Source organism: Streptomyces sp. HD, assembly GCF_028369295.1.
Taxonomy (GTDB): Bacteria; Actinomycetota; Actinomycetes; order Streptomycetales; family Streptomycetaceae; genus Streptomyces.
Map to the genome: position 1 here is coordinate 45,428 of NZ_JAQMYP010000062.1, position 12,726 is coordinate 58,153.

Annotated in this window: 13 protein-coding genes; 2 read left to right on the forward strand and 11 right to left on the reverse strand. The window is 71.1% G+C overall.

Features of this window, described 5'->3' with window-relative positions:
• Positions 1 to 76: 76 nt before the first annotated feature.
• The 3 genes from POF73_RS39660 to POF73_RS39670 all read right to left on the reverse strand — a co-directional run bounded on the left by POF73_RS39660 (position 77) and on the right by POF73_RS39670 (position 3,075).
• The gene (locus tag POF73_RS39660) at positions 77 to 604 is read right to left on the reverse strand and encodes a DUF1062 domain-containing protein (RefSeq protein ID WP_272124231.1); all 528 of its coding nucleotides are present in this window, start codon (positions 602 to 604) and stop codon (positions 77 to 79) included.
• A gap of 226 nt (positions 605 to 830) precedes the next feature.
• Entirely contained in the window at positions 831 to 1,547 is a 717-nt protein-coding gene (locus tag POF73_RS39665) for a class I SAM-dependent methyltransferase (RefSeq protein ID WP_272124232.1), read from the reverse strand.
• A gap of 19 nt (positions 1,548 to 1,566) precedes the next feature.
• Entirely contained in the window at positions 1,567 to 3,075 is a 1,509-nt protein-coding gene (locus POF73_RS39670; RefSeq protein WP_272124233.1) for a purple acid phosphatase family protein, read from the reverse strand.
• A 234-nt stretch (positions 3,076 to 3,309) separates the two neighbouring features.
• Here POF73_RS39670 and POF73_RS39675 point away from each other — a divergent pair, with 234 nt between their 5' ends.
• Entirely contained in the window at positions 3,310 to 3,585 is a 276-nt protein-coding gene (locus POF73_RS39675) for a DUF1876 domain-containing protein (protein ID WP_272124234.1), read from the forward strand.
• Positions 3,586 to 3,618: 33 nt separating this feature from the next.
• Here POF73_RS39675 and POF73_RS39680 read toward each other — a convergent pair whose 3' ends face one another.
• The 6 genes from POF73_RS39680 to POF73_RS39705 form a co-directional block, all read right to left on the reverse strand.
• Complete coding sequence (locus POF73_RS39680; protein ID WP_272124235.1) at positions 3,619 to 4,776, reverse strand: serine hydrolase domain-containing protein; 1,158 nt, start codon at positions 4,774 to 4,776, stop codon at positions 3,619 to 3,621.
• A 102-nt stretch (positions 4,777 to 4,878) separates the two neighbouring features.
• Positions 4,879 to 5,328 (reverse strand): organic hydroperoxide resistance protein, encoded by a 450-nt coding sequence (locus tag POF73_RS39685; protein ID WP_272124236.1) that lies wholly within the window; start codon positions 5,326 to 5,328, stop codon positions 4,879 to 4,881.
• Between the two features lie 132 nt (positions 5,329 to 5,460).
• Positions 5,461 to 5,922 (reverse strand): MarR family winged helix-turn-helix transcriptional regulator, encoded by a 462-nt coding sequence (locus POF73_RS39690; RefSeq protein WP_272124237.1) that lies wholly within the window; start codon positions 5,920 to 5,922, stop codon positions 5,461 to 5,463.
• Entirely contained in the window at positions 5,919 to 6,686 is a 768-nt protein-coding gene (locus POF73_RS39695; protein WP_272124238.1) for an energy-coupling factor ABC transporter ATP-binding protein, read from the reverse strand. Before POF73_RS39695 ends, POF73_RS39690 begins: the two co-directional genes overlap by 4 nt.
• Positions 6,674 to 7,435 carry a cobalt ECF transporter T component CbiQ gene (gene cbiQ / locus POF73_RS39700; RefSeq protein ID WP_272124239.1) on the reverse strand — a complete coding sequence of 254 codons (762 nt, stop codon included), beginning with the start codon at positions 7,433 to 7,435 and terminating at the stop codon, positions 6,674 to 6,676. The genes POF73_RS39695 and cbiQ overlap by 13 nt, the downstream gene beginning before the upstream one ends.
• Position 7,436: 1 nt before the next feature.
• Positions 7,437 to 8,495, reverse strand: a complete 1,059-nt coding sequence (locus tag POF73_RS39705) for an energy-coupling factor ABC transporter permease (RefSeq protein ID WP_272124240.1) — start codon at positions 8,493 to 8,495, stop codon at positions 7,437 to 7,439.
• A gap of 169 nt (positions 8,496 to 8,664) precedes the next feature.
• On the opposite strand from POF73_RS39705, the gene POF73_RS39710 reads away from it, so the two are divergent.
• Complete coding sequence (locus POF73_RS39710) at positions 8,665 to 9,027, forward strand: SsgA family sporulation/cell division regulator (protein ID WP_272124242.1); 363 nt, start codon at positions 8,665 to 8,667, stop codon at positions 9,025 to 9,027.
• A 106-nt stretch (positions 9,028 to 9,133) separates the two neighbouring features.
• On the opposite strand, the gene POF73_RS39715 is transcribed toward POF73_RS39710, so the two are convergent.
• Positions 9,134 to 10,816, reverse strand: coding sequence for a penicillin-binding transpeptidase domain-containing protein (locus POF73_RS39715; protein ID WP_272124243.1), 1,683 nt, complete (start codon positions 10,814 to 10,816; stop codon positions 9,134 to 9,136).
• 103 nt (positions 10,817 to 10,919) lie between these two features.
• Positions 10,920 to 12,560, reverse strand: coding sequence for a penicillin-binding transpeptidase domain-containing protein (locus POF73_RS39720; protein ID WP_272124244.1), 1,641 nt, complete (start codon positions 12,558 to 12,560; stop codon positions 10,920 to 10,922).
• Positions 12,561 to 12,726: the final 166 nt, after the last annotated feature.

Sequence of the window (12,726 nt, forward strand, 5' to 3'; positions counted from 1 at the left end):
GGCCCCTGCTCATGAGGGCTGAGGGCTGAGGGCTGACCGCGGCGGCTCAGCCCTCAGCCCTCAGCACTTCAGCACTTCAACGCTTCAGCGTGAAGGTGAAGTCGCCGGACAGCCTGCCGCTCAGCCGGACCGCCGAGACGAGCCTGCCCTCCGAGATCAGCCTCCCGGCCTCGGCCCGCGAGAGACCGCAGCCGTCGGCTATCAGCCGCACCGGCCGGACCGGGATCCGCGCCGCGAAGCGGACCGACACGTCGATCACCTCGCGGTCCAGGTGATCCGACCCGCCGGTGTCGAGGCGCCAGGCGCCGTCCCAGTCGAGGGCGATCCGATTACGCCGCCGCACGACCGGATCCTGGAGCAACTCGGCTGCCAGGGCAGGGTCGTTGGCGTGCATCCGGTCCAGCAGCTCGGGCCGTACGGAGCGCACGTTCATCCGCTCCAGAACCGTGAGCTTCGCCGTGTCCCCGCAAACGGCACAGAGCGCGAGGAGCCAGGCGTCGAGGAGCTTGTGGTTGGCGTTGACACGGAACTTGCCGTTGGCCCGGAAACGCTCCGACGCGCACGCGTGGCAACGGCGGAGGACGGCCGGCAGGCAGGTGGGCATGACCACCCAGTCATTGAGCACAGAAGTACACCGGTTTCAGTGAGAAGTCCGCAGCAGGAAGCAGCGCGGCGCGGATGCGCGACGCGCGACAGATCAGCTCTCGGGAGGTCTCACACGGTGTACAACGGCACGTCCTTGCCTGGACGACTCGGGTCGGCAGCACGCTAATGGCGCACAGCGCGGCCGTTCCACCGGTTTTCGAACGCCAGGGGGCAAACGCCAGACGTCAGGGGAGCGCCGGCTTGGCCACCCGGAACGCGAACTGGCCGCAGTACGTCAGCTTGCGCAGGTTCACCAGGGCCGTCCGGCGGCGGCCGTTCCGGGTCGCCCACTGGTCGATCTCGGTGTTCAGCGGGGACTGCTCGTCCCAGTAGCGGCTGTACTCGGGCGGGCGGCCGAGATAGCTGCGCATGATCAGGGCGACGCCGTCGAGCGAGGGCCGGATCTCCTCCAGGGCGAGCCCCGCCTCCTCGACCAGGACCCGGAAGCCGTACGGCGTGTAGTTCCACAGGCTGAAGGAGTGGTACGGCTCGAACTGGGACGTCGACCCGATGAAACGGCCGCCGGGCTTCAGCACCCGGGCGATCTCCGCCAGCAGTTCGCGTGGCCGGGCGACGTGTTCGAAGACCTGGTGCGAGTAGACCAGCGGGAGCGAGTCCGAGCCGAGGGGGAGGTGGACGCCGTCGTAGTGCACCACCGGGTCACCGCCCGGGGTGCGTTGGCCGGCCTCGGGTGAGTCCCGGATGTCGACCCCGACCCAGCGCACCCGCGGGTCGTGCCTGCGGAACAGCCGGGCCGAGGTGCCGCGGCCGCAGCCCAGGTCGACGACCAGCCCGGGGGCGCCACGGGCGCCCATCACCTCGTCGACGTAGTACCGCGAGGTGACCTGACGGGCGTGGTCGTCGGGGATGCAGTCCTGCATGAGGTCCCAGAGGGTCGCCATGCTCCGATGCTACGGACACTCACTGTCGCGCGCTCTGTGCACCGAGTGACAGCCGGGTGACGCCGGACAGGTCGTGCGCCGTGACGCTGTTGCGGTCGGTGACCGAACGGCCCAGGGCGTGGTGCGGCCACAGACCGGCGGCGACCCGTCGGCTGCGCTCGCTCCACTGCCGGGCCGCCGGATCACCGGCCTTGTAGTGGTTGAGGGCGTAGCCGCCGGAGTGGATGCGCAGCAGGGTGAAACCGCCCGGGTACTCCTTGGCGGCGGCCACCTCCTGCTGGGCGACGTGCGGGGCGCGCACCAGCACCGTGCGCTTGTTGCGGTGCGTGTGGCCCGCGTGGTGGAGGAAGACGCCGGGCGCGGACGCGTAGGCGTCGACGACGGCACGGGCCTGGCGGCGCTCCAGGCAGTGGCCGCGCGTCACCGGGAACACGGAGTCCCGCACGGTCAGCGGATGGTGGCCGAAGACCAGTGTCGGCTGGTCCGGCGCCTCGCTCAACCGACTCCGGAACCATGACAGTTGCTCGGGTCCGAGCCCGCCCGCGTCCGCGCCGTTGCCGGACTTGTCGTAGGTGTCGAGGCCCATGATCCGCAGCCCGCCGAGGTCATGGGCGAAGTAGCCCGGCCCGCCGCCCCCGGCCGGGAAGGCGGTGCGGAAGGCGTGGTCCCCCGAGCCGTCGCTGCGGGAGCGGTCGTGATTGCCGCGTACGACGAAGTAGTCCTGCCCATGGGTGCCGAACCCGTCCAGGATTCGCCGGGCCTCGCGCAGGTCGTGCGCTCCTCCGCCCGCCGAGATGTCGCCCCCGGCCAGCAGGACGTCCGCCCCGCGCCGCCGGGCCTCCTCGACCAGGGCCCGGCTCATCAGCTCCGGATAGGGGGCGCGGCCCGGCTGCTGCACCACGCCGCGCGGCAGGGGCAGACCGCCGATCAGGCCCGCGGTGGTCTCGCCGAGGTGCAGGTCGTTGCAGAGCGCGACCGACAGCAGGTGCCGGCCGGGCGGGGGCTGCGGGGTGGTGAAGGAGTACGGCCCGCCCTTCGAACCGAACCCGAACGTCGAGGTGCCCACGGCGTTGCCGCGCACCAGGTGCAGCGGGGTCGGTGTGGCGGCCATGCCCCGGGAACGGGCCTGGTAGTAGTACGTCTGCCCCGGCTCCAGGCCGGTCAGTTCGACCTGGTGGTGGGCGGTGGGCCGGCCCTCGGAGGCGACGCGGTTGAGCCGGGACGGGTGGGTGCCGTAGAAGACCTCGCCTTCGGTGATCGCGGGGAGGGGGTGGCCCAGGCCGTCGTCGGTGCCGGGGATGCCGGTGTACCAGGTGATGACGGCGCTGTCCTCGGTGAGGGTGACCAGCTCCAGATTGACGGCGGTCAGGTCGTCGGGGTGATGCGTGCGGGCCCGCTGGACGGCGACGGAGGCCGAGCGCAGCAGGGCGGGGGCGAGGCGGGCACCGGAGCGCAGCACCTCGCAGGGGCCGGGGAAGGCCGACAGTGCCGCGAGTGCGGGGAGGTGAGCGGAGAAGCAGCAGCGCATGTCCTCGATATGGCCCAGTGCGGTGAACGGGGGAGGTGACGGTGGCGGCGGGGCCAGGTCCGGTGCGCGACATCTCCGTGGAACGCGACATCTCCATGGAAGCAGGGCGAAGGCGGTCACCGAAGGGAGTGTGCCCAGTCTCACTGATCCCTAGTTGGGGTCTTTGTTCCTCCGGCTGGTCTGCGGCGCCCTCCGAGGCGCACCCTGGAAGCAGAGCTTCCGGAGGTGATCGTCATGATGCAGACCACAGTGGGATGGCATGTCGAGATGGAGTTCCAGGAGGACGAGACCCACACCAGGGCGGTCGCGCTGGTGCGTCTCCCCGACGGCACCGAGGTACGGGCCCACGGGCACGCGACACGGCACCACACGGACGCGAATCAGCCACGTGTCGGTGAGGAGATCGCCGCCGCCAGGGCGCTGAACGAACTGGCGATGCAGATGCTCACCAAGGCGCACGGCGAGATCGACTCGGCGTCCGGGCGCACCTCGCACCCGATCCACGTCTGAAACCGCGCGCCACCCGCGCCACCCGGCCGGGCGCTACGCCACCGCCGCCCGCACCGCCCGTACCAACGCCTGCGCCCTCGGATCCGCCGTCACCGTCTTGCGGAAGCCGTTCGTCACATAGCCGAACGCGATTCCCGTCTCCGGGTCGGCGAAGCCGAGGGCGCCGCCGCGCCCGGGGTGGCCGAAGGAGCCGGGGCCCAGCAGCGGCGACGCGGTGCCGTGGAGCATGTAGCCGAGGCCGAAGCGGGTGCCCACGACCAGGACACGGTCGGGGCCCGACGACTCCTCGGCGCGGGCCAGTTCGACCGTCGCCGGGTCGAGGAGCCGTACACCGTCGACCTCGCCGATCAGCGCCGCGTAGACGCGGGCCAGACCGTCGGCCGTCGCGATGCCGTTCGTCGCGGGGAGGGCGGCGGCGCGGTAGGCCGGGTCGTTCTGGTCGGGGAAGGGGGTGATGGCGGCGAACGCCCGCCGGGTGAGGGAGTCCGGGTCCTCGTAGGCCTCGGTGACCGAACGCTTCGGACGTGCCCGCAGCGCCCCCGCCGGCTCGGGCCCCTCGACCCGTCCGGTACGGCCCACCCGGCCGGCCTCCGACTCGGGCAGCCCCAGCCACAGGTCGGCACCGAGCGGCCCGGTGACCTCCGCCGCGAGCCACTCGCCGGCCCAGCGTCCGGTCACCCGCCGCACGAGCTCGTCGAGCATCCAGCCGTACGTCAGCGCGTGATAGCCGTGGTCGGTGCCGGGATCCCACGCGGGCGCCTGCGCGGCCACCGCCGCCGGACCGCGGTGCGGGTCCAGCGCCTCCTCGGGCGTGAGCGGGCGGTCGAGCACCGGCAGCCCGGCGCGATGGTTCAGCACGTGCCGGACCAGCAGCCGTTCCTTGCCGTGCGCCTTGAACTCCGGCCAGTACTCGCCGACCGGCGCGTCCAGGTCCAGCTCCCCACGCTGCCGCAGGATGAGCGGTACGGCGGCGGCGACGCCCTTGGTCGCCGAGCGCACGACCTGCGCGGTGCCGTGCTGCCACGGCTCCGTGCCGTCGACGTCCTTCGTCCCGGCCCACAGGTCGACGACCTTGCGCCCGTCGCGATAGACGGCGACGGCGGCGCCCCGCTCCCCGAGCGCGTCGAAGTTCCGCGCGAACGCCTCCCTGACCGGCTCGAAGCCCTCGGCCACTGTGCCGTTCACGTCCACGCCGTGCTCCCTCTGCGACCGTCTCGCGCGTCTCGTACGCCTTCGACAGCCATCCCAACACGGGGGTGCGGCCTTGGATTCCGTTGTGTGGCCGACGTCTCGCTAGCCGAGCAGGATCGTGACGTCGATGTTCCCGCGGGTCGCGTTGGAGTACGGGCAGATCTCATGCGCGGCGTCCACCAGCTTGGCCGCGAGGTCCGCGTCCAGGACCGGCAGGGAGACGCTGAGGGCGACCGCGAGGCCGTAGCCGCGGTGCTTGTTGGGGCCGATGCCGACCTTGGCGGCGACCGTGGATCCGGTGAGGTCGTAGCCCTCGCGGTTGCCGACCAGGATCAGCGCATTGTGGAAGCAGGAGCTGTAGCCGGCCGCGAAGAGCTGCTCGGGGTTGGTGCCGTGGCCGTCGCCGCCCAGCTCCGGCGGCATCGCGACCTTGAGGTCGATCTGGCCGTCCAGGCTGGTGACATAGCCGTCCCGGCCGCCGTGCGCGGTGGCCTCGGCGACGTACATGATCTTCGTCGGACGGGTGTCGAGTGCGATGCCGTCGTCGGTCATGGTGGGCCCTCCCCCAGGCTGTATCAATGTGCGGCTCCGCCGCGTGGGCGCACACAATTACATCGTGCACAAGGTACTTGCCGGTGACGAGGCCGCTGTTACCCGGGGGTAGTAACTGTGGGTAATGCGAGATCAGCGGTCGTGGTCCGCCCTGCCCTGCGCCTTCTCGGCCAACTGCCACAGCTCCGCACGCAGCCGGGCGACCTCCGCACCGCCGAGCCCCGTGGCCGCGAGCAGCCTGCCGGGTACGTGCGCCGCACGCTCCCTCAGTTCTTCCGCCCGCCCCGTACACGCGACCAGCACCGAGCGCTCGTCCCGCGCGGCGCGCTCCCGGCGGACCAGCCCCGCCGACTCCATCCGCTTCAGCAACGGCGACACCGTGCCGTAGTCGAGCCGCAGCGCGGCGGCCAGCTCCTTGACGGTCGTCTCGCCGCGCTCCCACAGGACCAGCAGGACCAGGTACTGCGGGTACGTCAGGCCGAGTTCGTCGAGGAGCGGGCGGTAGGCGGCCGTCACGGCGCGCTGGGCGGCGTACAGCGCGAAACAGAGCTGGTCGTCCAGGAGCAGCGAGCCCGCGTCCTCTTGATGCGTCACGCGCCCATTGTCACGGACCGCGGATCGAAGCCGAACGGCAGCTCCAGCCGATGCGCGCTCATCAGCGCGTCGTCCGCGAGCAGCTCGCCGGTCCTGCCGTCCGCCGCGATCACGCCCTCGCTGAGGACGAGCGAACGCGGGCACAGCTCAAGGGCGTACGGCAGGTCGTGCGTGACCATGAACACGGTGACGTCCAACGAGCGCAGGATGTCGGCCAGTTCACGGCGGGAGGCCGGGTCCAGGTTGGAGGACGGCTCGTCCAGGACGAGGATCTCCGGCTCCATCGCGAGCACCGTCGCCACGGCCACCCGGCGCCGCTGGCCGAAGGAGAGGTGGTGCGGCGGACGGTCCTTGAACTCCGCCATGCCGACCCGCTCCAGCGCGCGGTCGACCCGCTCCTCCAGCTCCGGCCCCTTCAGCCCGGCCGCCGCAGGCCCGAACGCCACGTCCTCCCGGACCGTCGGCATGAACAGCTGGTCGTCCGGGTCCTGGAACACGATCCCGACCCGGCGCCGGATCTCCGCCATGTGCTGCTTGCCGACGGGCAGCCCGGCGACCTTCACGGTGCCCGTGCCGCCGGTCAGGATGCCGTTGAGGTGCAGCACGAGGGTCGTCTTGCCGGCGCCGTTCGGCCCGAGCAGCGCGACCCGCTCGCCGCGCGCGATGGAGAAGTCCACGCCGAACAGGGCCTGGTGGCCGTCGGGGTAGGCGAAGGCCAGGCCGGCCACTTCCAGGGAGAGGTTCGGTTCCGTCACAGCGACCATCCCAGCAGACAGACGACGAGGGCGGCGAAGGGGAGCGCGAGGGCGTACGACCACTGCGCCCGGGACGCGGTCACCTCGTCGATCACCGGCATGGAACCGGTGTAGCCGCGGCTGACCATGGCCAGATGCACACGCTCGCCGCGCTCGTAGGACCGGATGAACAGCGCGCCCGCCGACTTCGCGAGCACACTCCAGTGGCGTACGCCCTTCGCCTCGAAGCCACGCGACTCGCGGGCGATGCGCATCCGCCGCATCTCGTCGGTGATGACATCGCCGTACCGGATCATGAACGACGCGATCTGTACGAGCAGCGGCGGCAGCTTCAACCGCTGGAGGCCGAGGAGCAGTTCGCGCAGCTCGGTCGTGGCGGCCAGCAGGACCGAGGCGGCGACGCCCAGGGTGCCCTTGGCCAGGACGTTCCAGGCGCCCCACAGTCCGCCGACGCTCAGCGACATGCCCAGCACCTCGACCCGCTCGCCCTCCGCCACGAACGGCATCAGCACCGCGAACGCGACGAACGGCACCTCGATCAGCAGGCGCTTCAGCAGGAACCCGGCGGGCACCCGGGCCGCGTACGCGACGAGCCCGAGCAGCACGGCGTACAGGCCGAACGCCCACATCGCCTCCCGCGGCGTCGACACCACGACCACCACGAACGCGAAGACCGCCGCGAGCTTGGTGTGCGGAGGCAGGGCGTGCACGGGCGAGTGCCCGTGCCGGTAGAGCCGGTGTGCGTGCCCTGCGCCCATGTCAGGCGCTCGTGCCGGCGGTGGTGCTCGTGGACGAGACGCTGTCCGTACGGCGCCTGCGCACCGTCCAGAACACCGCGCTGCCCGCGACCACGGTCACGCCGACGCCGATCACGCCCGCGAGGCCGCCGGAGAGTCGGGCGTCGGTGATGTCCTTGACGCCGTAGTCGGCGAGCGGGGAGTCGGCGTTCGTGTGGCCCTCGGCCTTCTTGTCGATGCCGTGGTCGGCGGCGACCTTCTCCAGGCCGTCCGGGCTGGCGGAGGCGTAGAAGCTGACGAACCCGGCGAGGACGAGGGAGGTGACGAGGCCGACGGCCCACACCTTGCGCGGGGAGCGGGCGGCGACCGGGACGGCCGGCTCGGCGGCGGGCACGTCCACCAGCCCGCCGTTGACCCGCAGTTGCAGGCGCTGACGCAGATCGCGGGCGCCGTGCACCAGGTCCGGGCGTACGGCGATGATGGCGCCGACGGTCAGCGCGGTGATCGCGGCCTCACCGATGCCGATCAGCAGGTGCACGCCGACCATGGCCGTGGCGACCTTGCCGATGGAGACATCGGTGGTGCCGCCGACCGCGTACATCAGCGTGAAGGCCAGCGCGGCTGCCGGTACGGACAGCAGGGCGGCGACGAAGGAGGCGACGGTCGCCGACCTGCGGCTGCGGGGCAGCACCTTCACCAGGCCGCGGAAGACGGCGTAGGCGACGACCGTGGTGACGATCGCCATGTTGGTGATGTTCACGCCGAGCGCGGTCAGACCGCCGTCCGCGAAGAGGATGCCCTGCATGAGCAGGACGACGGAGACGCAGAGCACCCCCGTGTACGGGCCGACGAGGATCGCCGCGAGTGCGCCGCCGAGCAGATGGCCGCTGGTGCCGGCCGCCACGGGGAAGTTCAGCATCTGCACCGCGAAGATGAACGCGGCCACCAGACCGGCCAGCGGCGCGGTCCGCTCGTCGAGCTCACGGCGCGCGCCGCGCAGGCTCACGGCTACCGCGGCAGCGGCGACCACGCCGGTCGCGACCGAGGTGGGAGCGTCTATGAATCCGTCAGGTACGTGCACCGTTCGATGATAGTGGCTTAATGCGAACCACTTGCAAGAGCGAGGAGCTTGTGTATCGCACATGCGATATAAGCCCGCCCAAGGGGGCGCAATCAGGAAGATATGCGACATTGGAGGGGGAGCGAAGGCACAGCTTCCGCACAGGTCACGCAGGGTAAGGGGCCGTCCGATGTCTGTAGTCGAGCAGTACGCGAAAGCCCACATCGTCACGGACGCGGACATCCTGACCGAGGAGCAGGACGCCGTACCGGTGGTCCTGCGGTACGACCCCGACACCGATCCCCGCTCGGTGCGGGTGCGGCTGCCCGGGCGTGAGGCCCATGAGTGGACGTTCTCGCGCTCCCTGCTGGAGCAGGGGCTGCGGGCTCCGGCAGAGAGCGGCGAGATACGGGTCTGGCCGTGCGGGAGGGTGCAGGCCGTCGTGGAGTTCCACTCCGCGCAGGGGGTGTCGGTGGTCCAGTTCGAGTCGAAGGCCCTGATGAGGTTCCTGCGCCGCACCTACCTCGCGGCGACTCAGCCCGTGGCTCGCTAGCCGACAGCTCGGGGGCCGCGCCTCGGCGGCCCCGTTGGCGGCCCCTCTTGCCGTCCGGCCACGTGATGACGAAGAAGATGTCCTCGCCGGTCACCGCCGCGCCGTCTCACGCCCCCATCTTCAGCAGTGCCGCCACGATCGGGCCCGCCGTGTCGCCGCCGTGGCCGCCCGACTGGACCACGCCCGCCGCGGCCAGGTCGTTCCGGTACGCGGTGAACCAGCCGTTCGGCTTCTTCTGGCCGTCGACCTCCGCCGAGCCGGTCTTCGCACCGACGTCACCGGTGACCCCGGACATCGCCTCGGCCGCCGTGCCGTAGGCCGCCGTGTAGGCCATCAGCTCACGCATCTGTGACAGCGCGGACGCCGACATGGTGCGGGACGCGGTGGCGAGGGTGCGGTTGTCGACCGTCGGGGACACCAGATAGGGCTGCTTGAAGGTGCCCGTCTTGATCGTCGCCGACACCGACGCCATGTTCAGCGGGTTCATCCGCACCCCGCCCTGCCCGATGAGCGAGGCCGCCATCTGGGCCTGGGACTGGACCGGGACCGAGCCGTCGAAGGTGGGGACGCCGACCGACCAGTTGTTGAGGGAGAGGCCGAAGACCTGCTGGGCCTCCTTGGTCAGGCTGTCGTTGTCCAGCTCGCCGGCCTGGCTGATGAAGGCCGTGTTGCAGGAACGGGCGAAACTCGCCTTGAAGGTGCCGTTCTTGATCTCGAACTTGTCGTCGTTCTGGAACTTCCAGTGCCCGTACGTGAAGTACTTCGGGCAGGGGTGCTGCTTGTCCGCCGACGCGAGGCCCTCCTCGATCAGCAGCGAGGAGCTGATGACCTTCATCGTGGAGCCGGGGGCGAGGGAGCCCTGGAAGGCCGTGTTGAAGCCGTGCGAGGAGTTGGCGACGGCCAGGATCTCGCCGGTCGACGGACGCATCACGACCACCGACGCCTTCGGCTTCGCGGACACCTGCTTCTCGGCGGCGGCCTGCAGCGCCGGGCTCAGCGTCGTCCTCACCGTGCCCGGCGTGCCCTCGCTCAGCTCCAGCAGCGTCTTGTCGGACAGCTCGGCCTTCTTGGACTCCTTGCCCCGGATGACCTGGAGCTCGATGCCCGCCTTGCCGCCGGCCTTGTCGCCGTACTTCTCCCGCAGCCCGTCCAGGACCGAGCCCAGCGAGGCGTACTCCTTCTCCGTCAGCTCGCCGCCGTCCCGGTCCAGCGCCTTGACCGGCGGGGTGCCGGACTCGCCGGTGACCAGGGTGTCGCCGTCCTCCAGATCGGGGTGGACGACCGCGGAGTGCCACTCGACCAGCGGCTTGCCGTCCTCGGCGCGCCGGACGACCGTCAGCGAACTGTCGTACGCGAGCGGCTTGCTGGTGCCGTCGTACGACACCGTGCCCTTCACGGAGAAGGGGACCTTGTCGCCGGTGCGGGTGCCCTTGGTGAGGGTGACGTCCCTGATGTGGGCGTCCTTGCCGTAGCCGGTCAGCAGGGCCTTGGCCGCGGCGGTGTCGTCGGTGGCGGCGGCCGCCTCGGTCACCTTGCCCTGCTGCCAGGCGGTGAGGAATGCCTCGGCCGCGGAGGTGACCTCCTCGGCCGACAGCGGGCCGGTCTTGACCGGCTTCGCCTTGTCGTCGCTGCTCGCCGACGTCGACTGCGTACGGCTGTCGGCGACGGCACCGCCGCCGAACAGCGCGTAGGCGCCGAACCCGGCGCCACCGACGACCACGGCGATCATCCCGCCGAGCACGGCGGGGTTGGTCCTCCGCCGCTCGGCGACGCGTCTTCTGTTGCCCACTGCTTTCGTTCCCTCGCGTATTCAGGGGCCCCCGCCGCCCCGCCGACCTCACGCATACCAACGACGACGCCCACCCTAGAGTCCCGCGCAGCGAGGGATAAGTTCAGCCGGACGCTCGTAGCACGGCTGCGACAATCGGCCCGGCCGCGTCGCCGCCGTGGCCGCCCTGCTGGGTCATCGCCGCGGCGGCCACATCATCACGAAAACCCGTGAACCAGCTGTCAGAGGTGGCCTTGCCGTCGACCTCGGCGGAACCGGTCTTGGCACCGATGTCGCCGCCGAGCCCCGACATGATGTTCACCGCGGTGCCCTTGGGCGCGGTCGCGGTCAGCCGCATCATCTGCTTCAGCTGGGCGGCGGTGCTCGCCCGCAGCCCCTCGGCGGTGGCGAGCGGGCGGCCGTCGAGCTGGGGCGAGATGAGATACGGCTGCCGGAACTCGCCGGTCATCGCGGTGGCCGTGACCGACGCCATGGTCAGCGGGTTCATCTGGACCTGGCCCTGGCCGATGGCGTTGGCCGCGCGGTCGGGGCCGGTGGAGGCGGGGACCCGGCCGTCGAAGGAGCTGATGCCGGTCTTCCAGTTGCCCCCGCGCAGCCCGAACCGCAGCTCGGCCTCGTCCTTCAGGGAGGCGTCCGTGAGCGGCTCCTCGTCGACGAGCTTGATGAAGGCGCTGTTGCAGGAGCGCATGAAGCCGGCGGCGAGCGTGGCGTCGGCGCTCTCGTCGGGCTCCAGACCCTTGAGGTTCTTGAAGGTCTGGCCCTGCCACGTGGCCGTGTTCGGACACGGCGCCGGGCCGTTCATCGTGGTCACGCCGTTGTCGATGAGCATCGCCGCGGTGATGATCTTCATCGTGGAGCCGGGGGCGACCTTGCCCTCGAAGGCCGCGTTGAAGGCGTCGTTGCGGTGGTTTGCCACGGCCAGCACCTCGCCGGTGCTCGGCTGGAGTGCCACCACCGAGGAGTCGGTGTACTTCTTGACCGCCTTCTCGGCCGCCGCCTGCACGCTCGCGCTGAGCGTCGTCTCCAGCTTGCCGGGCCTGCCCTTGGTGAGGGTGAGCAGCGAGGTGTCCGGCGAGTCGTCGGCGTGCCGGATCGCCAGCTCGATGCCGGGCCTGCCGCCCGCCTTGTCGCCGTATCTGCCGCGCAGGGTGTCCAGGATCGGGCCGAGGGAGGGGTACTTCTCCTTCGTCAGCACGGTGCCGTCGCGGTCGAGGGCCTCGATGGGCGGGTTCGCCGCCTGATCGGTGACGAGCGTGTCGTCCTTCTTCAACTGCGGGTGGATCACGGTCGGTTGCCAGTCGACGAGGGCCCGCCCGCTGGTGATCCCGCGCACCACCTTGAGCTCGCTCCGGTAGGCCAGGGGCTTGGACTTCCCGCCGTACGACACCTTCGCGCTCACATTGAAGGGAACCGTGGCCCCCTTCCCGTCCCCGGGCGTGATCCGCACGCCGGTGATGTGCGCGTCCTCGCTGAAGGACTTCAGCACCGCCTGGGCGGCCGCGTCATTGTTGGTGTACGACGCCGCCCGCGCCGTGTCCCCCTTCTCCCACGCCGTGAAGAACTTGGCCGTGGTCTCCTCGACCTCGTCCCCGCTCAGCGGCCCGGACCGCACCGACGCCCCGCCGGCTCCCGTCGCCCCGCCGCCGTTCAACGCCGACATGATGTTGTAGGCGCCGTACCCGGCCCCACCCACCATCACCGCGAACACGCCACCTATGACGGCGGCCTTGACCCCCTTGGCCATGGTCCCCTCCCCGTTCGTCCACCGAACTGTAAGTGGGGTCAGGGAGGCCCGTGGGAGGGTTTTCCTTTGTTGGCCAGTTCCGTGGTGACCGCCGGATGTGACCGAGTGGCGGGGGGGGGGGGGGGGGGGGGGGGGGGGGGGGGGGGGGGGGGGGGGGGGGGGGGGG